The organism is Enterobacter cloacae complex sp. HYC042_NIDB (genome assembly GCF_056673315.1).
The window spans coordinates 4,374,033-4,400,145 of record NZ_CP109650.1 but is presented as its reverse complement, the minus strand read 5'-3'; the positions used below and the strand labels follow the sequence as shown (position 1 = coordinate 4,400,145).

At 57.0% G+C, this 26,113-nt stretch carries 20 protein-coding genes; 8 read left to right on the top strand and 12 right to left on the bottom strand.

The annotated features are described in order from the left end of the window. Positions 1 to 5: 5 nt before the first annotated feature. Entirely contained in the window at positions 6 to 4,466 is a 4,461-nt protein-coding gene (gene gltB / locus OKF39_RS21015) for a glutamate synthase large subunit (protein ID WP_248070977.1), read from the bottom strand. A 687-nt stretch (positions 4,467 to 5,153) separates the two neighbouring features. On the opposite strand from gltB, the gene mnmL reads away from it, so the two are divergent. After that, positions 5,154 to 6,095 carry a tRNA modification radical SAM protein MnmL/YtqA gene (mnmL, locus tag OKF39_RS21010; RefSeq protein ID WP_102863688.1) on the top strand — a complete coding sequence of 314 codons (942 nt, stop codon included), beginning with the start codon at positions 5,154 to 5,156 and terminating at the stop codon, positions 6,093 to 6,095. Here mnmL and OKF39_RS21005 read toward each other — a convergent pair. Next, positions 6,075 to 7,577, bottom strand: coding sequence for a helicase HerA-like C-terminal domain-containing protein (locus OKF39_RS21005; RefSeq protein ID WP_479983330.1), 1,503 nt, complete (start codon positions 7,575 to 7,577; stop codon positions 6,075 to 6,077). The genes mnmL and OKF39_RS21005 overlap by 21 nt on opposite strands. 137 nt (positions 7,578 to 7,714) lie before the next feature. Here OKF39_RS21005 and OKF39_RS21000 point away from each other — a divergent pair, with 137 nt between their 5' ends. Then, positions 7,715 to 9,352, top strand: a complete 1,638-nt coding sequence (locus OKF39_RS21000) for a dihydroxyacetone kinase subunit DhaK (protein WP_479983329.1) — start codon at positions 7,715 to 7,717, stop codon at positions 9,350 to 9,352. Positions 9,353 to 9,398: 46 nt separating this feature from the next. On the opposite strand, the gene ahr is transcribed toward OKF39_RS21000, so the two are convergent. The 5 genes from ahr to pepA all read right to left on the bottom strand — a co-directional run bounded on the left by ahr (position 9,399) and on the right by pepA (position 16,056). Beyond that, the gene (ahr, locus tag OKF39_RS20995) at positions 9,399 to 10,418 is read right to left on the bottom strand and encodes an NADPH-dependent aldehyde reductase Ahr (RefSeq protein WP_028014580.1); all 1,020 of its coding nucleotides are present in this window, start codon (positions 10,416 to 10,418) and stop codon (positions 9,399 to 9,401) included. Between the two features lie 83 nt (positions 10,419 to 10,501). Further along, a complete protein-coding gene (locus OKF39_RS20990; RefSeq protein WP_063943739.1) occupies positions 10,502 to 11,005 on the bottom strand; it encodes a GNAT family N-acetyltransferase in 504 nt (167 codons plus the stop codon). Between the two features lie 123 nt (positions 11,006 to 11,128). After that, entirely contained in the window at positions 11,129 to 13,984 is a 2,856-nt protein-coding gene (locus tag OKF39_RS20985; RefSeq protein ID WP_045630735.1) for a valine--tRNA ligase, read from the bottom strand. After that, complete coding sequence (holC, locus tag OKF39_RS20980) at positions 13,984 to 14,427, bottom strand: DNA polymerase III subunit chi (RefSeq protein WP_003861884.1); 444 nt, start codon at positions 14,425 to 14,427, stop codon at positions 13,984 to 13,986. The genes OKF39_RS20985 and holC overlap by 1 nt, the downstream gene beginning before the upstream one ends. Before the next feature lie 117 nt (positions 14,428 to 14,544). After that, the gene (gene pepA, locus OKF39_RS20975) at positions 14,545 to 16,056 is read right to left on the bottom strand and encodes a leucyl aminopeptidase (protein WP_028014577.1); all 1,512 of its coding nucleotides are present in this window, start codon (positions 16,054 to 16,056) and stop codon (positions 14,545 to 14,547) included. A gap of 143 nt (positions 16,057 to 16,199) precedes the next feature. Between pepA and OKF39_RS20970 the strand changes: the two genes are divergently transcribed. The 6 genes from OKF39_RS20970 to mtgA all read left to right on the top strand — a co-directional run bounded on the left by OKF39_RS20970 (position 16,200) and on the right by mtgA (position 22,582). Next, positions 16,200 to 16,259 carry a hypothetical protein gene (locus OKF39_RS20970; protein ID WP_213743486.1) on the top strand — a complete coding sequence of 20 codons (60 nt, stop codon included), beginning with the start codon at positions 16,200 to 16,202 and terminating at the stop codon, positions 16,257 to 16,259. Between the two features lie 63 nt (positions 16,260 to 16,322). Beyond that, the gene (gene lptF / locus OKF39_RS20965; RefSeq protein ID WP_479983328.1) at positions 16,323 to 17,423 is read left to right on the top strand and encodes an LPS export ABC transporter permease LptF; all 1,101 of its coding nucleotides are present in this window, start codon (positions 16,323 to 16,325) and stop codon (positions 17,421 to 17,423) included. Continuing rightward, on the top strand, positions 17,423 to 18,505 hold the full coding sequence (gene lptG, locus OKF39_RS20960; protein ID WP_047367047.1) for an LPS export ABC transporter permease LptG: 1,083 nt from the start codon (positions 17,423 to 17,425) through the stop codon (positions 18,503 to 18,505). Before lptF ends, lptG begins: the two co-directional genes overlap by 1 nt. A gap of 135 nt (positions 18,506 to 18,640) precedes the next feature. After that, complete coding sequence (gene arcB, locus OKF39_RS20955) at positions 18,641 to 20,974, top strand: aerobic respiration two-component sensor histidine kinase ArcB (RefSeq protein ID WP_045260464.1); 2,334 nt, start codon at positions 18,641 to 18,643, stop codon at positions 20,972 to 20,974. A 232-nt stretch (positions 20,975 to 21,206) separates the two neighbouring features. Then, entirely contained in the window at positions 21,207 to 21,860 is a 654-nt protein-coding gene (elbB, locus tag OKF39_RS20950; RefSeq protein ID WP_049136844.1) for an isoprenoid biosynthesis glyoxalase ElbB, read from the top strand. Beyond that, positions 21,857 to 22,582: a monofunctional biosynthetic peptidoglycan transglycosylase gene (gene mtgA, locus OKF39_RS20945; RefSeq protein ID WP_126817009.1), complete on the top strand. Its 726-nt coding sequence runs from the start codon at positions 21,857 to 21,859 to the stop codon at positions 22,580 to 22,582. The genes elbB and mtgA overlap by 4 nt, the downstream gene beginning before the upstream one ends. Before the next feature lie 38 nt (positions 22,583 to 22,620). On the opposite strand, the gene npr is transcribed toward mtgA, so the two are convergent. The 5 genes from npr to rpoN all read right to left on the bottom strand — a co-directional run bounded on the left by npr (position 22,621) and on the right by rpoN (position 26,107). Then, positions 22,621 to 22,893, bottom strand: a complete 273-nt coding sequence (gene npr, locus OKF39_RS20940; RefSeq protein ID WP_025756690.1) for a PTS phosphocarrier protein NPr — start codon at positions 22,891 to 22,893, stop codon at positions 22,621 to 22,623. After that, positions 22,890 to 23,744 (bottom strand): RNase adapter RapZ, encoded by an 855-nt coding sequence (gene rapZ, locus OKF39_RS20935; protein WP_014885397.1) that lies wholly within the window; start codon positions 23,742 to 23,744, stop codon positions 22,890 to 22,892. The genes npr and rapZ overlap by 4 nt, the downstream gene beginning before the upstream one ends. Positions 23,745 to 23,789: 45 nt before the next feature. Next, positions 23,790 to 24,281 (bottom strand): PTS IIA-like nitrogen regulatory protein PtsN, encoded by a 492-nt coding sequence (ptsN, locus tag OKF39_RS20930; protein WP_008501443.1) that lies wholly within the window; start codon positions 24,279 to 24,281, stop codon positions 23,790 to 23,792. A gap of 82 nt (positions 24,282 to 24,363) precedes the next feature. Next, a complete protein-coding gene (gene hpf, locus OKF39_RS20925) occupies positions 24,364 to 24,651 on the bottom strand; it encodes a ribosome hibernation promoting factor (RefSeq protein WP_014171818.1) in 288 nt (95 codons plus the stop codon). A gap of 22 nt (positions 24,652 to 24,673) precedes the next feature. After that, entirely contained in the window at positions 24,674 to 26,107 is a 1,434-nt protein-coding gene (gene rpoN / locus OKF39_RS20920; protein ID WP_028014571.1) for an RNA polymerase factor sigma-54, read from the bottom strand. Positions 26,108 to 26,113 lie beyond the last annotated feature (6 nt).

The window sequence follows — 26,113 nt, the reverse complement described above, 5'->3', positions numbered from 1 at the left end:
ATTCCTTACTGCGCCTGCACGCGCAGCTCTGCTGCGCTACGACTACGGTGACCCAACAGGGCTTTAACATCGCTGGACTTCGGCTTAACCAGCGCGAATTTCGCAGAGAACGCTGGCCAGTTCGCCAGGATCTCTTCGCCGCGCGAAGAACCGGTATGCTGCACGTGTTCGGTAATTAAACCGCGCAGGTGTTCTTCGTGAATGGCCAGCGAATCAACGTCCAGCACTTCCACCAGTTCCGGGTTCACGCGTTTGCGGAACTCACCGTCTTCATCCAGCACGTAGGCAAAACCGCCCGTCATGCCGGCGCCAAAGTTCACGCCGGTTTTACCCAGGACGCACACAATTCCGCCCGTCATGTATTCGCAGCCGTTATCGCCGATGCCTTCCACCACGGTGATGGCACCGGAGTTACGCACCGCAAAACGCTCGCCCGCACGGCCCGCGGCAAACAGACGACCGCCGGTCGCACCGTACAGACAGGTGTTGCCGATGATGCTGGCTTCATGACTGCGGAAGGCTGAACCGACCGGAGGACGCACCGCCAGCAGACCGCCCGCCATGCCTTTGCCGACGTAGTCGTTGGCATCGCCGGTCAGGTATAACTCAACGCCGCCGGCATTCCACACGCCGAAGCTCTGGCCCGCGGTACCGCTGAAGTGCGCGGTAATCGGATCCGACGCCAGCCCCTGGTCACCGTGCGTTTGCGCGATGTAGCCGGAGAGGGACGCGCCGACAGAACGGTCGGTGTTGCGGATATCAAACCAGAACGTTTTGCTCTGCTTCTCGTCCACGTACGGCTTCGCCTGTTGCAGTAGCTGCGCGTTCAGCACGCCGTTGTCGAACGGCGGGTTGTTCTCGGTGCAGTAAACCGCTTTGCCAGGATGCGGCTCAGCCGTTTCCAGCAGCTTAGACAGCTCCAGCTTCTGCTGCTTGGCGGTGAAGCCTTCCAGCTCTTTCAGCAGGTCGGTACGGCCAATCAGATCCACCAGACGCTTCACGCCCAGCTGCGCCATCAGCTCGCGGGTTTCACGGGCGATGAAGTCAAAGTAGTTGGTCACCTTGAACGGCAGGCCGTGATAGTGATTCTTACGCAGCTTCTCGTCCTGGGTTGCAACGCCGGTTGCGCAGTTGTTCAGGTGGCAAATACGCAGGTATTTACAGCCGAGCGCAACCATCGGGCCGGTACCGAAGCCGAAGCTTTCCGCACCCAGAATCGCCGCTTTGATGATGTCGAGGCCGGTTTTCAGACCGCCGTCCACCTGCAAACGGATCTTGTGACGCAGACCGTTAGCCACCAGCGCCTGCTGGGTTTCCACCAGGCCAAGCTCCCACGGGCAGCCCGCGTATTTCACGGAGGAGAGCGGGCTTGCGCCGGTGCCGCCGTCATAGCCGGCAATGGTGATCAGGTCCGCATAGGCTTTCGCCACGCCGGTGGCGATGGTGCCGACGCCCGGCTCGGAAACCAGCTTCACGGAGATCATCGCTTTCGGGTTGACCTGCTTCAGGTCAAAAATGAGCTGCGCCAGATCCTCGATAGAGTAGATATCGTGGTGCGGCGGCGGGGAAATCAGCGTCACGCCCGGCACCGAGTAGCGCAGTTTGGCGATGTACGGGGTGACTTTATCACCCGGCAGCTGACCGCCTTCGCCCGGTTTTGCACCCTGAGCGACCTTAATCTGGATCACGTCGGCGTTAACCAGGTAGGCAGGGGTTACGCCAAAGCGGCCGGACGCCACCTGCTTGATGCGCGACACTTTGTTGGTGCCGTAACGGGCCGGATCTTCACCGCCCTCGCCGGAGTTGGAGTTGCCGCCGATGCTGTTCATGGCTTCCGCCAGCGCTTCGTGCGCTTCCGGGCTCAGCGCGCCGATGGACATCGCCGCGGTATCGAAGCGTTTGAACAGTTCGGATGCAGGCTCAACTTCTTCAACGCTGACCGCTTCATCGCCCGGATTGAGGGCAATAAGGTCGCGCAGCGTCGCTGCCGGACGGTTGTTCACCAGCTCGGCATACTGCTGATAATCGCTGTATTCGCCGCTCTGTACCGCCTGTTGCAGCGTGCGCACCACGTCCGGGTTGTAGGCGTGATATTCGCCGCCGTGAACGTATTTCAGCAGGCCGCCCTGTTCCAGCGGCTTACGTGCCAGCCAGGCGCGCTTCGACAGGTTCACCAGATCCTGCTGGAAGTCAGCAAAACCGGCCCCGCCGATGCGGCTGACCACGCCCTGGAAGCAGAGGTTGGCGACGTCGTCGTGCAGGCCGACTGCTTCAAACAGCTTCGAGCAGCGGTAAGAGGCAATAGTCGAGATGCCCATTTTGGACATGATCTTGTACAGACCTTTGTTAATGCCGTTACGGTAGTTCAGCATCACCGTGCGGTAGTCTTTGTCGATGGCGCGTGTGTCTACCAGGCGAGCCAGCGTTTCGTAGGCCAGGTATGGATAGATCGCCGTCGCACCAAAGCCTAACAGCACGGCAAAGTGGTGCGGATCGCGGGCGCTCGCGGTTTCCACAATGATGTTGGCGTCGCAGCGCAGGCTCTTGTCGACCAGACGCGTCTGGATAGCTCCCACCGCCATTGGCGCAGGCACCGGCAGACGGTTTTTCGCAATGTTACGGTCAGACAGCACCAGCAGAACGGTGCCGTTACGCACCATCTGCTCGGCTTTGTCACACAGCGCATTCACCGTCTCTTCGAGGCTCGTTTCGGTCACGTCGAAGGTGATATCGAGCGTGTCGGCGCGGTAGTGCTCCTCGGTCATGGTGGTGAGCTGTTTAAAATCAGAGTACAGCAGGATCGGCGATTTAAAGGTCAGACGGTGCGCCTGGCCTTCGGCTTCGCAGAAGACATTCATCTCACGGCCGATGCTGGTGGCCAGCGACATCACGTGGGCTTCACGCAGCGGATCGATTGGCGGGTTGGTCACCTGCGCAAACTGCTGACGGAAGTAGTCGTAAATAATGCGCGGCTGGCTGGAGAGCACGGCGAACGGGGTATCGTCCCCCATCGAGCCGACCGCTTCCTGGCCGTTTTCGCCGAGCACGCGAATAACCGAGTCCAGCTCTTCCGCGCTGTAGTTAAACTGCTTCTGGAAGCTCGCGAGGGTATCGTCGTCCATCTCGCGGCTGCCCACTTCGTCGTCAGACAGATCTTCGAACGGCACCAGGCGACGGACGTTTTTCGCCATCCACTCTTTATACGGATGGCGGCTTTTCAGATCGTTATCGGTTTCCGCAGAGTGCAGAATACGGCCGCCGCGGGTATCGATCACCATCAGCTCGCCCGGACCGACGCGGCCTTTCTCGACCACTTCGTCAGGCTGGTAATCCCAGATCCCCACTTCAGAGGCGCAGGTGATGAGCTTGTCTTTGGTGATGACGTAGCGCGCCGGACGCAGACCGTTACGGTCCAGGTTACAGGCAGCGAAGCGACCGTCGGACATCACGATACCTGCCGGACCGTCCCACGGCTCCATGTGCATGGAGTTAAAGTCGAAGAACGCGCGCAGCTCCGGATCCATATCCGGGTTGTTTTGCCAGGCCGGCGGCACGAGCAGACGCATGGCGCGCACGATATCCATCCCGCCCGCCAGCAGCAGTTCCAGCATGTTGTCCATGGAGCTGGAGTCAGAGCCGGTTTCGTTCACGAACGGCGCGGCATCGTGCAGGTCAGGGATCAGCGGGGTCTGGAACTTATAGGTACGAGCACGCGCCCACTGGCGGTTACCGGTGATGGTGTTGATCTCGCCGTTGTGCGCCAGGTAGCGGAACGGCTGAGCCAGCGGCCAGCGTGGTACGGTGTTGGTAGAGAAGCGCTGGTGGAACAGGCAAATGGCCGATTCCAGACGCAGGTCCGCCAGGTCCAGGTAGAAGCGCGGCAGGTCAGCCGGCATACACAGACCTTTATAGATGTTCACCAGGTTAGAGAGGCTACAGACGTAGAACTCTTTATCGTCCTGGAGACGTTTTTCAATGCGGCGACGGGCGATAAACAGACGGCGTTCCATATCGCGCGGACGCCAGCCCGCAGGCGCGTTAACGAAAATCTGCTCAATACGAGGCAGCGAGGAGAGGGCGATTTCACCGAGTACCCCTTCGTTGGTTGGCACATCGCGCCAGCCGACAATCGACAGGGTTTCGCGCTGAAGTTCTTCTTCAACGATGCGGCGTGAGGCGGCAGCCTTTTCAGGATCCTGATTCAGGAACAGCATGCCGACAGCGTAGTTTTTGGCTAAACGCCAGCCGCGCTCTTCCGCCACGATGCGGAAGAAACGATCCGGTTTTTGCAGCAGCAGGCCGCAACCGTCGCCGGTTTTACCATCGGCCAGGATGGCGCCACGGTGCTGCATACGGGCCAGTGCGTGAATAGCGGTACGCACTACCTTGTGGCTAGGTTCGCCTTCTATGTGGGCGATCAGGCCGAAACCACAGTTATCCTTCTCAAGGGATTTATCGTACAACATATCAGTGAACCTCCCCAGGCTCGTCGGGCTTCCCACTGAACTTTACCGTGGCGCACAGGCGCAGAAAGAGCATGGCGACGGGGTTAGCGTTTCATACGCGGACCTCGCATTCGCCCTCTTTTTCATCCTTTCGCGCAGGTAAACAAGTTTGAGGACTTGCTTCAGAGGGAATCTCAATTACTGCATAAATATGATGAGCAGGCCGCTCATCCAGAAAGCTTCCAGCGGATTTCCAACTTATCGGGAATTGGTACACAGGTCAAATGGCAATCTTATTTATACAAAAATGTGCTAAAGCGTAATTATCATTTTGTTTTTATTGGTTATTTGGCTAATTTTACAACCACTGAAAGCGCCAGGAAGGCGCAGGGGAGTGTGATCTGACTCACTATATGAAAGCGGTATTATTGATGCAGCATGCTGAAATGCGGATTTATGGCAGAATAATAATCTGGCGCAGTCTTCGAACCCGCATAAAATCACTGTTTTTAAGTCCTGGCGCTATAAATGAAAAAAACCATCAGAACATAAGGAAAAGTAATTACGTGGCGGGTGAATGAAATCTCGGTAATCTTGATTATTTATTCAAATGGATAAAGGCCGTCCAGGGCGATTGATCCAGGTCATCGCCGACAGAGGCTAAAAATGGCAGGCTTGTCCCCTTTCTTCGGGACGGTCTATCAGATTATGCAGTTACAGAAATTAGTCAATATGTTTGGTGGGGATCTTTTGCAGCGGTACGGTCAAAAGGTGCATAAGCTGACGCTGCACGGCGGCTTTAGCTGCCCGAACCGCGACGGCACCATCGGGCGCGGCGGCTGCACCTTCTGTAACGTTGCGTCGTTTGCTGACGAAGCCCAGCAGCATAAATCCATCGCGGAACAGCTCGCCCATCAGGCCAGCCTGGTGAACCGCGCGAAGCAGTATCTGGCCTATTTCCAGGCCTACACCAGCACGTGGGCGGAGGTGCAGGTGCTGCGTTCCATGTACCAGCAGGCGGTTGCTCAGGCGAACATTGTCGGGCTGTGCGTGGGGACGCGCCCAGACTGCGTACCGGAGGCGGTGCTGGATTTACTTAGCGAGTACAGAGAGAAGGGCTATGAGATCTGGCTGGAGCTGGGCCTGCAGACCGCGCACGATAAAACCCTGCACCGTATCAATCGTGGGCATGATTTCGCCTGCTACCAGCGCACCACGCGTCTCGCCCGCGAGCGTGGCCTGAAAGTCTGTTCGCATTTGATTGTCGGCTTGCCCGGAGAAGGGCAGCAGCATGGCCTGGAGACGCTGGAAAAAGTCGTGGAAACCGGCGTAGACGGCATTAAGCTGCACCCGCTGCATATCGTGAAGGGAAGCATAATGGCGAAAGCCTGGGAAGCCGGGCGGTTAAGCAGTATCGAGCTCGACGACTATACGGTGACGGCGGGAGAGATGATTCGCCACACGCCGCCGGAGATTGTCTACCACCGCATCTCCGCCAGCGCCCGCCGTCCAACGCTTCTGGCGCCGCTCTGGTGCGAGAACCGGTGGACGGGGATGGTGGAAATCGACCGCTATCTTCAGGAAAACGGCGTACAGGGTTCGGCGCTGGGCCGCCCGTGGGTTCCCCGTCTATCGACGGCGGCCGCCTAGCAGACTCCCCAGCATGCCGCGCACAATCTGATTGGTGACCTGCCGCGCGGCGCTTTTCGCCATAGTCTGTACCACGCCGTCGCGCTTGCCGCCGCGCGGTCCGGTTGTGCCAAACAAAATGTCTTTTAGCCTGCCGAGAATGCCGTCATCCACTGCGACTGACTGGCCCTTAGCGGGTGGAGCATCCTGCGATTCGGTGGTTGCCTGTACCCCTTTTTGCAGCATCTCGAACGCAGACTCCCGATCCACTTCGTCTTCATACTTGCCGTACACCGGGGAGTGATTAATCAGGCTGTTACGTTCATCGTCGGTAACCGGCCCCATGCGCGAGCAGGGCGCGATCACCATTGCGCGTTCCACCACGGACGGGCTGCCCTTGGCATCCAGGAACGAAATCAGCGCTTCACCGGTGCCCAGCGCCTGAATCGCGGCTTCGGTATCAAAGGCCGGATTGGCACGCATGGTTTGCGCGGCGGCTTTCACCGCTTTCTGATCCTTCGGCGTAAAGGCGCGCAGGGCGTGCTGCACGCGGTTACCCAGCTGGCCCAGCACATTGTCAGGAATATCCGACGGGTTTTGCGACACAAACCAGACGCCGACCCCTTTGGAGCGGATCAGGCGGATAACCTGTTCAATTTTATCCAGCAGCACCTGCGGCGCGTCGTTAAACAGCAGGTGTGCTTCGTCAAAGAAGAAGACCAGTTTGGGTTTTTCCAGATCGCCCGCTTCCGGTAACTGCTCGTACAGTTCGGAGAGCATCCACAACAGGCTGGCGGCGTAAAGCTTTGGCATCTGGTAGAGCTTCTCTGAACTCAGAATGTTGATGATGCCTTTGCCACTGCTGTCGGTGCGCATCCAGTCTTTAATATCTAGCATCGGCTCGCCGAAGAAGTGTTCGGCGCCCTGCTGCTCCAGCGTCAGTAGCCCACGCTGAATGGCACCGACAGAGGCGCTGCTGATATTGCCGTACTGGTTCTGGAAAGATTTGGCGTTATCGCCGATGTACTGGGTAATGGCGCGCAGATCTTTGAAATCGAGCAGCAGCAGCCCCTGATCGTCAGCGATACGGAAGATAATATTCAGCACGCCGGACTGCACGTCGTTGAGGTTGAGCAGGCGGGCCAGCAGCAGCGGGCCGAGATCGGAAACGGTGGCGCGTACCGGGTGGCCTTTCTCACCGAAGATGTCCCAGACCACCACCGGGTTGCCGTGCGGCGTCCAGTCCGTAATGCCAATATTCTTCAGTCGTTCGAGCAGTTTCTCTGACGCTGTACCTTCCTGAGCCACCCCGGTTAAATCGCCCTTCACGTCAGCCATAAAGACCGGCACGCCAATCTCTGAAAGTGACTCCGCCAGCTTCTGGAGAGTGACTGTTTTCCCTGTGCCGGTGGCGCCGGTAATCAGACCGTGGCGGTTCGCCATTGCGGGCAGTAGATACAGCTCTTTTTCCAGCGTCCGGGCAATTAACAATGGTGTACTCATGATGCGCTTCCTCTCTTAGTCCTGGGTGGAGTATAGGCAACCTGACGGCAAAATGGTTGAGTAAATTGCTGACTTTGCGGCGCATTGTCCAGCGCGGACTATGCTTTTGCATACGGTTCATAAAATAGTGGAAAACAATGTCCAGATTCTTCTTTAACGATCGCAAACAGCTGGTCAATGACGCCATTGAAGGCATACTGCTTTCTGCGCCACATGCGAATCTCGTCAAACTTGATATCGATCCAGCTATCAGGGTTGTCGCCCGCGGCGACTGGGATAAAAGCCGCGTGGCGGTGATCTCCGGCGGTGGCTCCGGGCACGAACCGGCGCACGCCGGATTTGTCGGTAAAGGCATGCTGACGGCGGCAGTGTGTGGCGATCTGTTCGCCTCCCCGAGCGTGGATGCGGTGCTGAACGCTATTGTGGCGGTGACGGGCGATCGCGGCTGCCTGCTGATCGTCAAAAACTATACCGGTGACCGGCTTAACTTTGGCCTGGCGGCAGAAAAGGCCAAACGCTACGGCCTGAAGGTCGAGATGGTGATTGTGGCAGACGATATCGCGCTGCCCGACAACAAGCAGCCGCGCGGCATTGCCGGCACGGCGCTGGTGCACAAGATTGCGGGCTATGCAGCGGAGCAAGGAAAATCGCTGAGCGAGGTGCGGGATATTGCGCAGCAGGCCTGCGATAACCTCTGGAGCCTGGGCGTTGCGATGCAAACCTGCAACCTGCCGGGCAGCGACGATGAAGAGGGGCGCATCAAGCAGGGCCATGTCGAGCTGGGGCTGGGGATCCACGGGGAGCCGGGTGCCTCGGTGGTTGATACGCAAAACAGCAAAGCGATTATCGACACGCTGGTGACGCCGCTCAAAGCGCAGGCGGGCGAGGGGCGTTTCGCGGTACTGATCAACAACCTCGGCGGCGTGTCCGCGCTGGAGATGGCTCTGCTCACCAAAGAGCTGGCACATTCAGCGCTGAAAGAGAATATTGCGTACCTGATTGGCCCTGCGCCGCTGGTGAGCGCGCTGGATATGAAGGGCTTTTCTCTGACGCTGTTAAAGCTCAACGATTACTTTGAAAAGGCGATTCACGCCGAGGTCGAGACGCTGGGCTGGCAGAAGCCTGTGGCGTTTGCCCCTCTGCGTACCGTTCCGCAAAGCGCTATTCACGATAGCGTGGAATATGACGCGTCCGACAATCCGCAGGTGAAGGAGTCTGTTTCACAGGTGACGAAGACGCTCATACAGCTTGAAAACCGCCTGAATGCGCTGGATGCCAAAGTGGGCGATGGCGATACCGGCTCTACGTTTGCGCAAGGTGCTCGGGATATTGCGCAGCGCCTGGAAGAAAACACTCTCCCGCTGAATGACGTGCCTAAGCTGCTGTTGCTGGTGGGGGAACGACTGGCCACGGTGATGGGCGGATCGAGCGGTGTACTCATGTCGATCTTCTTCACGGCGGCGGGGCAAAAGCTTCACGATGGACAGCCGCTACCTGAAGCATTGCTGAGCGGACTGGCGCAGATGAAGCAGTATGGCGGGGCAGATCTCGGCGATCGTACGCTGATCGATGCGCTGCAACCGGCGCTGGAAGCCTTGAAGAAAAAAGATCTTCAGGCGGCAGCGCAGGCTGCGCAGCAGGGAGCGGAGGCAACGGCGAAAATGGCGAAAGCCGGAGCAGGGCGCTCATCGTATGTGAATAAAGAGAATCTGGATGGGGTAATGGACCCGGGGGCGGTCGCGGTGGCGGAAGTGTTTAATACATTGGCGCAGTAGCAAAAGTAGGCCGGGTCAGGCGAAGCCGCCACCCGGCAAACTCACATCAGAAATCCGCTTTCAACACCACGCGATAACGGGCTTTGCCGTCGCGCACGTGCTGGATGGCTTCGTTAATTTTCGACATTGGATACAGCTCGGTGGTCGGCGTCACTTTGGTGCGGCCGGCAAACTTCATCAGCTTGCGCAGCTCGTATGGCGTACCGGTCGCGGAGCCTGACACGCTGCGATCCCCGCCGATCAGGGTAAAGGCCGGAACCGGCAGCGGCTTCATCACCGCACCCACGGTGTGGAAGTTACCGCCGTAGGCCAGCGCTTCAAAGTACGGCTGCCAGTTGAGATCGACGTTCACGGTGTTGATGATCAGGTCAAACTGCCCAGCCAGCGCGTTCAGCGCGTCCGGATCGCGGCTGTTCACGACTTTGTCCGCGCCCATTGCCAGCACTTCTTTCTCCTTCGCCGGATTCGAGCTAAACGCCGTCACTTCACAGCCCATCGCGTGCAGCAGCTTGATGGCGATGTGGCCCAGACCACCGATACCGATCACGCCCACGCGGCTGGTGGCGGTGACGTGGTGCATCAGCAGCGGTTTAAAGACGGTGATCCCGCCGCACAGCAGTGGACCAGCAGATTCAATATCAATGCTGTCCGGCAGCGGGATGACCCATTGCCAGTCGGCGCGCAGCTTATCGGCGAAACCGCCCTTGTTCAGGATGGTGGGCACTGCGCCTTCAAGGCAGTTGATCTGGTTGCCGCTGATACAGGCGTCGCAGTGGCCGCAACTGCGTGCTGTCCAGCCAATGCCCACGCGCTGGCCAACCTTCAGCCCTTTGTCCTGCGCGGCGCTGCCGAGCGCGACGACGCGGCCAATCACTTCGTGCCCGGCAACCAGCGGATAGCTGGAGAAGCCCCATTCGTTGTCGATCATCGAGAGATCTGAGTGGCAGACCCCGCAGTAATCAACCTGTACTTCGACGTCTTCTGCTTTTAGTTCGCCCGCATCGTACTCGTACAGCTCAAGTTCTGCACCCGCCTGCGGTGCGGCGTAGCTTTTTATCTTCGACATCGTGTTTCCCCCGTTGTGGTGTGAACTGAGAGTGTAGAGCATTCAGTTTACAGCCGCTTAACAGAAGGGGGCAGGAACGAAACTTACAGACTTTTCAGCATTCTGACTTCGCAGTCAACGTGGCCCGTGCAGCCCAGCGGCGCATCGATATGCTCAAAGCCCAGATGTTCATACAGGCCGATGGCCTCTTTGAGGAAGGCGGTGGTTTCGAGGTAGCAGCGTTTAAAACCCTGATTGCGCGCGTGCTCCAGGGCGACCAGCGCCAGCTTCTTCGCCAGACCCTGTCCACGAACCGACGGCAGGAAATACATTTTCTGCAGCTCACAGATATCCGGCTCGCTGCAGCTCAGCGGTGCAACACCGCCGCCGCCCACAACCTGGCCGTCCTGCTCAATGACCCAGTAGGCGTGGCCCGGCTGGCTGTACAGCTTAAACAGTTCGTCAAGATTCGGGTCGGCAACGGTGTAGCCTTTATCAGCCGTCAGGCCATATTCGGCAGAAACCGTACGGATAACGGCGGCGATAGCCGGATTGTCCTGCTCAGTGATCCGACGCATCGTCGTCGCGACGGGGGTAATCACGCTCATAGCATTACTCATTACAAAAATTGACACACAGTTGCTGTTAATAGCACCGCAGAAAAGGGAGTGCAAGCGAGGAGTTTTCAGGAAGGTTACCCCTTACGCCCTGAAGCGTAAGGGGTAAAAGCATTACAGGGCCGCGATAACGGCCTGCTGCTCGATCAGTTTGGTCTTCGCATCGGCGAAGGCAACCAGACGCTCACGCTCTTTGGCAATGACCGCTTCCGGCGCGCGGGCCACAAAGCCTTCGTTCGCCAGCTTGCTTTCGATTTTGCCAATTTCCACGTCGACTTTCGCCACTTCTTTCGCCAGACGCGCCAGCTCTGCGTCTTTGTCGACCAGGCCCGCCATCGGGATCAGCAGCTCCGCACCGTCGATGATTTTAGTCACGGAAACCGGACCTTTGTCATCGGCAGGCAGCACGGTGATGCTTTCCAGACGCGCCATGGTTTTCAGGAAGGTGTTGTTCTCGGTGACGCGACGAACGGCAGCGTCGCTGCAACCGCGCAGCAGCAGCTCCAGTGGTTTACCCGGGGCGATGTTCATTTCGGCACGGATGTTACGTACCGCAACGATCGCCTGCTTCAGCCACTCGGTATCCGCAGACGCGGCTTCATCAACCTTAGCCGCATCGAATTCCGGGAACGGCTGCAGCATGATGGTATCGGCGTTGATGCCCGCAATGACCTTCACGCGCTGCCAGATGGTCTCGGTGATGAATGGAATAACCGGATGCGCCAGGCGCAGCAGGCCTTCCAGAACGGTAATCAGCGTGTTGCGCGTGCCGCGCAGCTCTGCTTCAGAACCGCCGTTCATGACCGGCTTCGCCAGCTCCAGATACCAGTCGCAGAACTGGTTCCAGGTGAATTCGTACAGAATGCCCGCCGCGATGTCGAAGCGGTAGCTGTCCAGCGCCTCGCGGAAGGCTTTCACCGTCTGGTTAAATTCCGCCAGGATCCAGCGGTCCGCCAGAGACAGGGTCATCTCGCCGCCGTTGAAGCCGCAGTCCTGATCTTCGGTGTTCATCAGCACGAAGCGGCTGGCGTTCCACAGCTTGTTACAGAAGTTACGGTAACCTTCAAGACGTTTCATGTCCCAGTTGATGTCGCGGCCGGTAGAGGCCAGCGCCGCCAGGGTGAAGCGCAGGGCGTCGGTACCGTGAGATTCGATCCCGTTCGGGAACTGCTTCTCGGTACGCTTGCGGATTTTCTCAGCCAACTGCGGCTGCATCATGTTGCCGGTACGTTTTTCCAGCAGGTCTTCCAGGGAGATCCCGTCAACCATGTCCAGCGGGTCAATCACGTTGCCCTTGGACTTGGACATCTTCTGCCCTTCGTCGTCGCGGATAAGGCCGGTCATGTAGACGGTATGGAACGGAACCTGCGGCTTGCCGTCTTCGTCTTTGATGAAGTGCATGGTCATCATGATCATGCGGGCAATCCAGAAGAAGATGATGTCGAAGCCGGACACCATTACGCTGGTTGGATGGAACTGACGCAGCGCGTCGGTGTTTTCCGGCCAGCCGAGGGTAGAGAAGGTCCACAGCGCGGAGGAGAACCAGGTATCCAGAACGTCTTCATCCTGGCGCAGGGCCACGTCAGCGCTCAGGTTGTTTTCCTGACGCACTTCGTCTTCGCTACGGCCAACGTAGACGTTGCCTTCGTTGTCGTACCATGCCGGGATGCGGTGACCCCACCACAGCTGACGGGAGATACACCAGTCCTGAATGTCGCGCATCCAGGAGAAGTACATGTTTTCGTACTGCTTCGGCACGAACTGAATGCTGCCGTTCTCAACCGCTTCCACAGCCGGTTTTGCCAGCACGTCGGCACGGACGTACCACTGGTCGGTCAGCATTGGCTCAATAACCACGCCGCCACGGTCGCCGTACGGCACGGTCAGATCGTGAGGCTTAATCTCTTCCAGCAAGCCGAGGGCATCAACGGCGGCTACGATGGCTTTACGTGCGGCAAAGCGCTCAAGCTTCTGGAACTCCGCCGGGATCTCGCTGGAGTAAACGTCGGATTCGTTGCCTTTGGTGTCGTACACCTCTGCGCTTTCGCGGATATCGCCGTCGAAGGTCAGAATGTTGATCATCGGCAGGGCGTGACGACGACCCACTTCATAGTCGTTGAAGTCGTGCGCCGGGGTGATTTTCACGCAGCCGGTGCCTTTTTCCATGTCGGCGTGTTCGTCGCCCACAATCGGAATGCGGCGGTTCACCAGCGGCAGCACCACAAATTTGCCGATCAGATCTTTATAGCGCGGATCTTCCGGGTTAACGGCCACGCCGGTATCGCCCAGCAGGGTTTCCGGACGGGTGGTCGCCACCACCAGGTAATCTTTACCGTCTGCAGTTTTTGCGCCGTCGGCCAGCGGATAGCGGATGTGCCACATGGAGCCTTTGGACTCGCGGTTTTCCACTTCCAGGTCAGAAATTGCGGTGCGCAGTTTCGGGTCCCAGTTTACCAGGCGTTTGCCGCGGTAAATCAGGTCTTCTTTGTACAGACGGACGAACACTTCTTTTACGGCGTTGGACAGGCCTTCGTCCATGGTGAAGCGCTCGCGCTCCCAGTCCACGGAGTTGCCGAGACGGCGCATCTGACGGGTAATGGTGCCGCCGGATTCTGCCTTCCACTGCCAGATTTTGTCGATGAACGCATCGCGACCATAGTCGTGACGAGTTTTACCTTCTTCAGCGGCAATTTTACGCTCAACCACCATCTGGGTCGCGATACCCGCGTGGTCAGTCCCCGCCTGCCACAGGGTGTTTTTGCCCTGCATGCGCTGGTAGCGGATCATGGTGTCCATGATGGTCTGCTGGAAAGCATGCCCCATATGCAAACTGCCGGTGACGTTCGGCGGCGGGATCATGATGCAGAAGGACTCTTTGCTTTCGTCGCCGTTAGGCTTGAAATAGCCCTGCTGTTCCCAGTGCTCGTAAAGCGGCTGTTCGATATCGCGTGGGTTATATGTCTTTTCCATTATTTCCAGGTTGCCGTATTCAGGTTAAAACCGGCCAGGCGGTACGCTTTATAGCGTTCGCGCGCCAGTTGTTTCAAGGATTCTTCGTAAGGGACAAAGTCTACCACTTCTGTGAAAGCGGTGGCAAAATCTGCAAAGTCTGTCCGCAGGCTAATGAGAATATCGCGCGCGCTGCTGTTGCGCTTTTGCGGCCAGGCTATTTCGACCGGAGCCCCGCCGCGTGGACCTTCGCCCGACAGGTTATGCGGAACAAAACTTTCCGGCGGGCGCGCCCATAGCGCCTCATCCAGGCGAATCGCCTGCTGCTCATCTTCACAGGCAATCAGTACGCGTTTACCTGCGCGCCAACGTTCTGCGGCAATTTCACACACCAGCTGTTCAACGGCGCTGAGGCCATCCTGATGGGTGTCGTTGTCCAGAAGGTAGAACGTTGCATTCTTCATATATGGGGCTTCTTGTCGTGGATTTAAATGCAAAGCCGGGTGGCGCTTCGCTTACCCGGCCTACGGTTGAGCGGCGTGTAGGCCGGGTAAGGCGAAGCCGCCACCCGGCACATTACATCACTCGTCGCCGTTAAAACCCGCACGATTAAGCAGGAACTGCGACAGCAGGGCCACCGGACGTCCGGTAGCGCCTTTGGCTTTACCGGAGCGCCATGCGGTACCCGCGATATCCAGGTGCGCCCAGTTATATTTACGGGTGAAGCGCGCCAGGAAGCAGCCTGCGGTAATTGCGCCGCCAGGACGACCGCCGATGTTAGCCATGTCCGCAAAGTTAGACTCCAGCTGTTCCTGATACTCGTCACCCAGCGGCAGACGCCATGCACGGTCACCGGCCTGCTCGGACGCGCCGATAAGCTCGTGCGCCAGCGGGTTGTGGTTCGACATCAGGCCGGTGATGTGATGGCCCAGGGCAATCACGCAGGCACCGGTCAGGGTGGCCACGTCGATAACCGCTTCAGGTTCGAAGCGCTCAACGTAGGTCAACACGTCACAGAGTACCAGACGGCCTTCGGCGTCGGTATTCAGCACTTCAACGGTCTGGCCGGACATGGTGGTCAGGACGTCGCCCGGGCGATACGCGCGACCGCCAGGCATGTTTTCGCAGCCTGCCAGCACGCCGATTACGTTGATGGGCAGCTGAAGCTCCGCAACCATGCGCATGACGCCGTAAACCGCCGCCGCGCCGCACATGTCGTACTTCATCTCGTCCATGCCTTCTGAAGGCTTGATGGAGATACCGCCGGAGTCAAAGGTCAGCCCTTTACCGACGAGCACGATCGGACGCGCGTCTTCAGACGGATTGCCTTTGTATTCGATGACTGACATCAGGGATTCGTTCTGCGAGCCGTTACCCACCGCCAGATAAGAGTGCATCCCCAGCTCTTTCATCTGCTGTTCGCCGATGACGCGGGTGATGACGTTTTTGCTGTAGGAGTCAGCCAGCTGGCGCGCCTGAGAGGCGAGGTAGGCGGCGTTACAGATGTTTGGCGGCATGTTGCCGAGATCTTTTGCCGCTTTGATACCGGCGGCAATCGCCAGACCATGCTGGATGGCGCGCTCGCCGCTGGTCAGTTCGCGACGGGTTGGCACGTTAAAGACCATTTTGCGCAGCGGGCGACGCGGCTCGCTTTTGTTGGTCTTAAGCTGATCGAAGCTGTAAAGGCTCTCTTTTGCCGTTTCGACGGCCTGACGCACTTTCCAGTAGGTGTTACGGCCTTTGACGTGCAGCTCGGTCAGGAAGCAGACGGCTTCCATTGAACCGGTGTCATTCAGCGTATTAATGGTTTTCTGAATAACCTGCTTATACTGACGTTCATCCAGCTCGCGCTCTTTGCCGCAGCCAATCAGCAGAATACGCTCTGACAGGACGTTCGGAACATGGTGCAGTAACAGCGTCTGCCCAGGTTTGCCTTCCAGTTCGCCACGGCGCAGCAGGGCGCTGATATAGCCGTCACTGATTTTATCGAGTTGCTCGGCGATCGGGGAGAGTCGGCGCGGTTCAAAGACGCCCACAACGATGCAGGCACTCCGCTGTTTCTCCGGGCTACCGCTTTTTACACTGAACTCCATGCACTACGCTCCTGAATCTTAAAGACAACGGCGGCTGCTACGGATAGAATTGAAACCTTTCGTAACTCATGTCCGCTGTTGTGGTGACTTCGTGTTAATCTTACGTTACTACGGTTTCGACACGTCAGAAAAAGTCCTGAAGCGTGAATCCGCCGGATGTTTTAATCTTAGCGACGATTTCGACGACTCAAGAGAATAAATGACGTTTAAGCCATGAAACAAGCGATTTTCCAGCAAAGAGACGGGTTTTTACGGGCGTATTTAAAGTGATAATCATAAGATATCTGGTGCGGGAGACGCTCAAAAGCCAACTGGCGATCCTCTTCATCCTGCTGCTGATTTTTTTCTGTCAGAAGCTGGTGAAGATCCTCGGTGCGGCCGTTGACGGCGAAATTCCAACGAATCTGGTGCTTTCCCTGCTTGGGCTGGGGATCCCGGAAATGGCGCAGCTTATTCTGCCGCTGAGTCTATTCCTCGGCCTGCTCATGACCCTCGGTAAGCTGTACACCGAGAGTGAAATTACGGTGATGCATGCCTGCGGCCTGAGTAAAGCCGTACTGGTGAAAGCGGCGATGATACTGGCGCTGTTCACGGGCATTGTTGCGGCGGTGAATGTGATGTGGGCGGGCCCTATGTCTTCCCGTCATCAGGACGAAGTGCTGGCCGAGGCGAAAGCAAACCCCGGCATGGCGGCGCTCGCGCAGGGGCAGTTCCAGCAGGCGACTGACGGAAACTCCGTGCTGTTTATTGAGAGCGTTGACGGCAGTAAATTCAACGATGTATTTCTGGCGCAGCTGCGTCCTAAAGGTAACGCGCGTCCGTCCGTGGTGGTTGCCGATTCTGGCCAACTTTCTCAGCGCAAAGACGGTTCTCAGGTCGTCACGCTGAATAAAGGCACCCGTTTCGAAGGCACCGCGATGCTGCGTGACTTCCGTATTACGGATTTCCAGAACTATCAGGCCATTATTGGTCATCAGGCGGTGGCGCTCGATCCGACAGATACCGAGCAAATGGATATGCGCACGCTGTGGAATACCGATACCGACAGAGCGCGGGCTGAGTTCCACTGGCGTATTACGCTCGTATTCACCGTGTTTATGATGGCACTGATTGTCGTGCCGCTGAGCGTGGTGAACCCGCGCCAGGGCCGCGTGCTCTCTATGCTGCCAGCGATGCTGCTTTACCTGATCTACTTCCTGATGCAAACCTCGATTCGCTCTAACGGCGCGAAGGGTAAACTGGATCCGATGGTCTGGACGTGGTTCGTTAACAGCCTGTACATCTTACTGGCGCTGGGATTAAACCTGTGGGATACGGTGCCTGTGCGCCGCATACGTGCCCGATTCTCGCGTAAAGGAGCCATCTAATGCAGGCGTTTGGCGTTCTTGATCGCTATATCGGTAAAACCATTTTCACCACCATCATGATGACGTTGTTCATGCTGGTGTCGCTCTCCGGCATTATCAAATTTGTCGATCAGCTGAAAAAAGCCGGGCAGGGCAGCTATGACGCGATGGGTGCGGGGATGTACACCCTGCTCAGCGTGCCAAAAGATGTGCAGATCTTCTTCCCGATGGCGGCTCTGCTGGGCGCGCTGCTGGGGCTGGGGATGCTGGCTCAGCGCAGCGAGCTGGTGGTGATGCAGGCCTCAGGCTTTACCCGTATGCAGGTTGCGCTGTCGGTAATGAAAACCGCAATCCCGCTGGTGCTGTTGACCATGGCGATTGGCGAGTGGGTGGCACCGCAGGGCGAGCAGATGGCGCGTAACTATCGTGCTCAGGCAATGTACGGTGGTTCACTGCTCTCGACTCAGCAAGGTTTATGGGCGAAAGACGGGAAAAACTTCGTCTACATCGAACGGGTAAAGGGTGATGATGAACTGGGCGGGGTGAGCATCTACGCGTTCAACGACCAGCGCCGTCTGGAGTCTGTCCGACACGCCTCTTCCGCGAAGTTTGACGCTGAACATAAGCAGTGGCGTTTGTCGCAGGTTGATGAATCTGACCTGACCGATCCAAAACAGATTACCGGGTCACAGACGGTGACCGGCACCTGGAAGACCAACCTCACGCCGGATAAGCTCGGAGTTGTTGCGCTGGATCCTGACGCGCTCTCTATCAGCGGCTTGCACAACTATGTGAAGTACCTGAAGTCGAGCGGGCAGGATGCCGGACGCTATCAGCTCAACATGTGGAGCAAAATCTTCCAGCCGATGTCCGTGGCGGTGATGATGCTGATGGCGCTGTCGTTTATCTTCGGCCCGCTGCGTAGCGTGCCGATGGGCGTGCGCGTCGTGACCGGTATTAGCTTCGGCTTTGTCTTCTATGTACTCGATCAGATCTTCGGTCCGCTGACGCTGGTTTATGGCATCCCGCCGATTATCGGTGCGCTGCTGCCGAGCGCCAGCTTCTTCCTGATCAGCCTCTGGCTGCTGCTGAAACGCTCCTGATTGACCTCTCCTCGCTTCCGGTGAACCGGAGGCGAGGCTAATCTCCTGTTTCACCCCGCACTTTTTCTCACAACCTTCAACGTCCCGCCTCGAATTTGAGTATTATTGAGCGATAAAGTCGTGAAGGGATCCTCTATGAAGCAAATTCGAATGCTAGCCCAGTACTACGTCGACCTGATGATGAAGCTTGGGCTGGTGCGTTTCTCCATGCTGCTGGCGCTGGCGCTGGTCGTTCTGGCGATTGTCGTGCAGATGGCCGTTACGATGGTTCTGCATGGTCAGGTCGAGAGTATCGACGTTATCCGCTCTATCTTCTTCGGCCTGCTCATTACCCCCTGGGCGGTCTATTTCCTTTCCGTGGTGGTCGAGCAGCTGGAGGAGTCCCGTCAGCGCTTATCAAAACTGGTCGATAAGCTGGAGGAGATGCGCGAGCGCGACCTGAAGCTCAACGTTCAGCTTAAAGACAACATTGCTCAGTTGAATCAGGAAATTTCAGATCGTGAGAAGGCGGAGGCAGAGCGTCAGGCCACGCTGGAACAGCTGAAAATCGAAATGAAAGAGCGCGAGGTGACGCAGATCCAGCTTGAGCAGCAATCCTCCTTCCTGCGTTCGTTCCTGGACGCTTCGCCGGATCTGGTATTCTACCGTAACGAAGATAAAGAATTTTCAGGCTGTAACCGCGCGATGGAGCTCCTGACCGGGAAAAGCGAGAAGCAGCTGATTCACCTCAAGCCGCAGGACGTTTACTCCGAAGAGGCGGCCGCCAAGGTCATGGAAACGGACGAAAAAGTGTTCCGCCATAACGTCTCGCTGACCTACGAACAGTGGCTGGATTACCCGGACGGGCGCAAAGCCTGCTTTGAGATCCGTAAGGTGCCGTACTATGACCGCGTCGGGAAGCGCCACGGCCTGATGGGCTTCGGCCGTGATATTACCGAGCGTAAGCGTTATCAGGATGCGCTGGAGCGCGCCAGCCGCGACAAGACCACCTTCATCTCCACCATCAGCCATGAGCTTCGTACGCCGCTTAATGGCATTGTGGGGCTGAGCCGCATTCTGCTGGATACCGACCTGACCGCAGAGCAGGAAAAATACCTCAAAACGATTCACGTCTCGGCGGTCACGCTGGGTAATATCTTCAACGATATTATTGACATGGATAAGATGGAGCGCCGAAAGGTTCAGCTTGATAATCAGCCGGTTGATTTCACCAGCTTCCTTGCCGATCTGGAAAACTTGTCTGGTCTGCAGGCCCAGCAGAAGGGGCTGAATTTTGTCATGGATCCCACCCTGCCGCTGCCGCATAAAGTGATTACCGACGGCACGCGGCTGCGTCAGATTCTGTGGAACCTCATCAGCAACGCGGTGAAATTTACCCAGAAGGGGCAGGTGGCGGTGCGTATTCGCTATGACGACGGGGACATGCTGCACTTCGAGGTGGAGGACTCCGGGATTGGTATTCCGCAGGAGGAGCAGGACAAGATTTTCGCGATGTACTACCAGGTGAAGGACAGCAACGGTGGAAAACCGGCCACTGGTACCGGAATCGGCCTGGCGGTGTCTAAGCGGCTGGCGAAGAGCATGGGGGGTGACATCACCGTTGCCAGCCAGGCGGGCAAAGGGTCAACCTTCACGCTGACGGTGCATGCGCCGGCGGTGGCGGAAGAGGTAGAGGATACCTTTGAAAACGACGATATGCCGCTGCCTGCGCTGCACGTCCTGCTGGTGGAGGATATTGAGCTTAACGTGATTGTAGCGCGCTCGGTGCTGGAAAAACTGGGCAACAGCGTGGATGTCGCGATGACCGGTAAAGCCGCGCTGGAGATGTTTACACCGGGTGAATATGACCTCGTTCTGCTGGATATTCAGTTGCCGGATATGACCGGGCTGGATATCTCGCGTGAACTGACGCGTCAGTACGCGGCTGATGAACTGCCGCCGCTGGTGGCGCTGACGGCGAACGTGCTGAAAGATAAAAAAGAGTACCTCGACGCCGGTATGGACGATGTACTCAGCAAGCCTCTGGCGGTGCCTGCTCTGACCGCCATGATCAAGAAGTTCTGGGATACCCACGATGAAGAGGAGAGCACCATGACGTCTGTTGATAGCGCAAAAGCCCAAACGATACTCGATACCGCGATGCTGGAGCAGTATATCGATCTGGTCGGCCCGAAACTGATTACCGACGGCCTGGCGGTGTTTGAAAAAATGATGCCGGGTTATCTGAGCGTGCTGGAGTCAAACCTGACGGCGCGTGACCAGAAGGGCATCGTGGAAGAAGGGCATAAAATCAAAGGCGCAGCCGGCTCGGTCGGGTTACGCCACCTGCAGCAGCTGGGTCAACAGATTCAGTCGCCTGATTTACCAGCCTGGGAAGATAACGTTGGTGATTGGGTTGAAGAGATGAAACAAGAGTGGCAGAACGATGTTGCGGTGCTTAAAGCCTGGGTGGATGCCAGAAAAAAATGACCCCGGCTAGACCGGGGTGCGCGAATACTGCGCCAACACCAGGGAAATCGTGGCTGCGCCTGTTTTTTAAAGTAATTTTCTAATGGGCGCCGCCGTAAAAATTTAGGCCGCACGCAGATAAGATAGCAAATCTTAAATGGTTTGTTACATGAATCAGTGAAATGTGTGAAGCATAGCGTTTTAATCAAAATTATTAATGTGCTTCAGCGAGTTGCAAAGAAGGATCGTCAAGATGAAAAAAATTGGTGTTGTCCTGAGCGGATGCGGTGTTTTTGATGGTTCAGAAATACATGAAGCCGTAATCACGCTGCTGGCCCTGACAAAACAGGGAGCAGAGGTTATCTGTTTTGCGCCCGACAAAAATCAGTCGGATGTGATTAACCATCTGACCGGCGAGCCGATGGCCGAAACGCGTAACGTGCTGATTGAAGCCGCGCGTATTACCCGGGGAGAGATTCATCCGCTGGCGCAGGCAGATGCCGCTGAACTGGATGCGCTCATTGTGCCGGGCGGCTTCGGCGCCGCGAAAAATCTCAGCACCTTTGCTGCCGAGGGTGCCGCATGCACGGTGGACCCTGATCTCAAAGCGCTGACGCTGGCGATGCATGCCGCGGGCAAGCCGCTGGGCTTTATCTGTATTGCACCGGCCATGCTGCCAAATATTTTCGATTTTCCGTTACGGCTGACGATCGGAACCGATATTGATACTGCAGAGGTCGTCGAGGATATGGGGGGTGAACACGTTCCGTGTCCGGTCGATGACATTGTGGTGGATGAAGACAACAAAATTGTCACCACGCCCGCGTATATGCTGGCGAAGAATATTGCGGAAGCCGCCGTGGGCATTGAAAAGCTGGTCGCCCGGGTGCTGGTGCTGACGGAATGAGGCGTCAGTCTTCCGCAGGCGCATGGGTGAAACGCCTTCTTTTACGCATCGTTCTCGTCCTGGCGGTGTTCTGGGGGGGCGGCCTGGCCGTGTTCAGCATTTTGCCGGTACCGTTTTCAGCGGTCATGGTTGAGCGCCAGCTTAGCGCGTGGTTCTCCGGTGATTTCGGCTATGTTGCCCATTCTGACTGGGTGAGCATGGATGAAATTTCTCCGTTCATGGGGCTGGCGGTTATCGCGGCGGAAGATCAAAAATTCCCGGAGCACTGGGGGTTCGATGTGGCTGCGATTGAAAAGGCGCTGGCCCATAACGAACGTCACGAAAACCGCGTGCGCGGTGCGTCAACGCTGTCGCAGCAGACGGCTAAAAACCTGTTCCTGTGGGATGGCCGAAGCTGGGTGCGAAAAGGGCTGGAAGCGGGTCTGACCCTGGGAATGGAAACGGTCTGGAGCAAAAAGCGTATTCTGACCGTTTACCTTAATATCGCCGAGTTCGGCGACGGGGTATTTGGTGTCGAAGCTGCATCACAACGCTATTTTAATAAACCTGCCAGCAGGCTGAGCATGTCGGAGGCGGCGCTGCTCGCGGCTGTTCTGCCTAATCCTGTCCGCTTCAAGGCCAGCGCCCCGTCAGGGTACGTGCGAAGCCGTCAGGCGTGGATCATGCGCCAGATGCGCCAGCTGGGTGGGGAAGGGTTTATGGAGAGAAATGCGTTAATGTAGGGCGGGTAAGCGCAGCGCCACCCGCCAGAATAGCAGGCCTAATCTTCGTCGAACCCGGCGTTAAACAGCGCAACTACCGCTGCCAGAGCTTCCTCTTCCTGAGGACCGGTGGCTTCAACCTCAATCTGACGCCCTTTGGCGGAGTCCAGCATCAGCAGCGCAATCACGCTGTTGGCTTCCGCTTCGGTGCCTTCGTCATTACGCAGCAGCACTTCTGCATCGAAACCCTGCATCAGCTCAAACAGCTTCATCGCCGGGCGTGCATGCATGCCCAGCTTATTGGTGATCTCAACGGTTTGTTTTACGGTCATGTTTTACGTTTTTCCAGCGTGCGATGACGGGACTGAACGTTCTTACCGCGCGAGCGGAAATAGTCGGCCAGCTGTTCGGCGATGTAGACCGAACGATGTTTACCGCCGGTACAGCCAATCGCCACCGTCAGGTAGCTACGATTGTTTGTCTCCAGCATAGGTAACCATAGCTCAAGGTAGCTTCGCGTCTGGTAGATAAAATTGTGAACTTCTGTGTGTCGGTCGAGGAACGCCGCCACGGGCTTATCCAGACCGGTCATTGGACGCAGTTTGGGATCCCAGTGCGGGTTCGGCAGGAAGCGCACGTCGAAAACATAGTCCGCATCAATCGGAATACCGTGCTTAAAGCCGAAGGATTCGAACACCATCGTCAGCTCGCGCTCGCGTTTACCCAGCAGCCGGGTTCGCAGCATTTCCGCCAGCTCGTGAACGGACATCTCTGAGGTGTCGACAATCAGATCGGCACGAGAGCGCAGCGGCTCAAGCAGATCGCTCTCTTCGTCGATGGCGCTCTCCAGCGAGAGATTCTTGCTGGAAAGCGGGTGCAGACGACGGGTGTCGCTGTAGCGGCGGATCAGGGTATTGCGGTCGGCATCAAGGAACAGCAGCTGAGGCGAGAACGCGTCAGGCAGGTTACTCATTGCCTGTTCGAAGATCTCTGGCGATTCCGGCATGTTACGAACGTCGATACTGACGGCGGCGGAGGTTTGTCTCTCCGCTAATGTGCGTGCCAGATCGGGCAATAACACGACCGGCAGGTTATCGACGCAGTAAAAACCCATGTCTTCCAGCGCGCGCAGGGCAACGGATTTCCCCGACCCTGAACGACCGCTGACAATCATCAGCACCATGTTCCGTTTCTCCTCAGGACAACAGATGTGAAGGCCATCACCTGGTTATGCGTCATCCTGATTGCCTTCTGCTTCAGTGATAATTTGATAAAGCTCTTCATCACTTTGGGCTGAGCGCAGTCGACGGCAGATGGTTTTATCCGCCAGACGTTTAGCAACCAGCGAAAGCGTATGCAGGTGGGTCTTGGTCTGGTCTGCAGGCACCAGCAGTGCGAAGAGGAGATCGACGGGCTGGTTATCAATGGCGTCAAAAGCGATTGGGGTTTCCAGTTGCACAAACACACCGACGGCACGCAGGGTGTCCTCTTCCAGCTTGCCGTGCGGGATCGCGATGCCGTTGCCGATACCGGTACTGCCCATCTTTTCACGGGTCAGAATGGCTTCGAACACCACCTGCGGCGGCAGGCCCAGCTGTTTTGCAGCCAATTCACTGATGATCTCCAGCGCACGTTTTTTGCTCTGGCAGTGAACGGCACTGCGGGTACATTCCTGGTTAAGGACATTGCTCAGTTGAAGAGCGGAATCGTTGTTCATCATAATTTCACCTAAGCGCTAACTGTACAAATGGCCCGTTGTGTTTCACAACAGGCCGTCCTGCACCCGTTAACTGCCCGGACAATTAGTGTTGTTTCAGTTTATCTTTATGTTTATTGAGCTGTCGCGCAAGCTTGTCAATCAAGCCGTCGATAGCCGCGTACATGTCTTGCCCTTCCGCACTGGCATGGAGTTCACCCCCGTTAACATGCAGGGTTGCATCCGAGATATGAGTCACTTTCTCCACTTTTAACACAACGTAGACCTGATTGATCCTTTCGAAATACTGCTCGAGTTTCGCGAACTTAGCGTTCACGAAGTCACGTAAAGCCTCAGTAATCTCGACGTTATGTCCTGTGATATTGAGCTGCATAGTGTCTTCCTTATCGGTTGTGTCAGACCAGCTGTTTACGCTGGTTAGACGGCGGAATGGATAAAGACTCTCGATACTTCGCAACAGTACGACGTGCCACCATAATACCCTGATCGGACAGCATGGTGGTCAACTTACTGTCACTTAGTGGCTTCGCGGGGTTCTCCGCGGCGATCAACTTCTTCACCAGGGCGCGAATCGCCGTTGAGGAGGCTTCGCCGCCACCCTCGGTGTTCACGTGGCTGGAGAAGAAATACTTAAGCTCAAAAATACCGCGCGGACTGTGCAGATACTTCTGCGTAGTAACGCGGGAAATAGTGGATTCATGCATCTCGACGGCCTGGGCGATATCCGCCAGCACCATCGGCTTCATATACTCTTCGCCCTGCTCAAAGAAGGCCTGCTGCTGTTCGACGATGCAGCGGCTCACGCGAAGCAGGGTATCATTCCGGCTCTCCAGGCTCTTGATCAGCCATCGCGCTTCCTGAAGATTGCTGCGAATGTATTGATTGTCGGAGTCGTTGCGCGCGCTGGTACACATGGAGGCGTACTGCTGGTTGATTTGCAGGCGAGGGATGCTGTCAGAGTTCAGTTCAACGACCCAGCGGTCATTGTGTTTTCTGACCAGCACGTCCGGGATAACGTACTCGGGTTCGCTGGTCTGGATCGACTGACCGGGACGCGGATCGAGGGACTGGATCAGATTTACCGCCTCTTTCAGCACCTCTTCCTTCAGGCGCGTGACGCGCATCAGGGTGCGGAAATCGTGGTTAGCCAGAAGATCCAGATGATCGCTGATGATTAAGCGTGCCTCGTCGAGCCACGGCGTCTCTTTACTGAACTGAGAAAGCTGAATCAGCAGACAGTCGCGCAGGTCCTTCGCGGCCACCCCGACCGGATCGAAGCGCTGAATGCGTTTCAGTACCGCTTCAATCTCCTCAATCTCAATCTCTTCATCGCCCATGCTTTCCAGAATGTCGTCCAGCGTGACGGTCAAATAACCGGTGTCATCAACGGCGTCGACAATCGAGGTGGCAATGGCGCGGTCGGTATCGGAGAAGGGGGTAAGCTCTACCTGCCACATCAGGTAATCCTGCAGCGACTGGGTGGTTTCGCCCTGGTAGACCGGTAGCTCGTCGTCCTGGTAGTCTGCACGCGTGCCGGAAGGGGTCCCGGCGGTATAGATTTCATCCCAGCTGGCATCCAGCGGAAGCTCGTCCGGCATCTCTTTTTGTTCGAGTGCATCCGCGGTGTCGAGCGCTTCTGTGTCCTGTGACTGCTGGGTATCTACCTCGTCATGAAGATCGGCTTGCTCCAGCAGGGGATTGCTGTCCAGCGCCTGCTGGAGCTCCTGCTGGAGTTCTAAGGTGGACAGTTGCAACAGACGAATTGCCTGCTGTAACTGCGGCGTCATCGCCAGCTGTTGGCTGAGCCTTAATTGCAAACCTTGCTTCATGTTCAG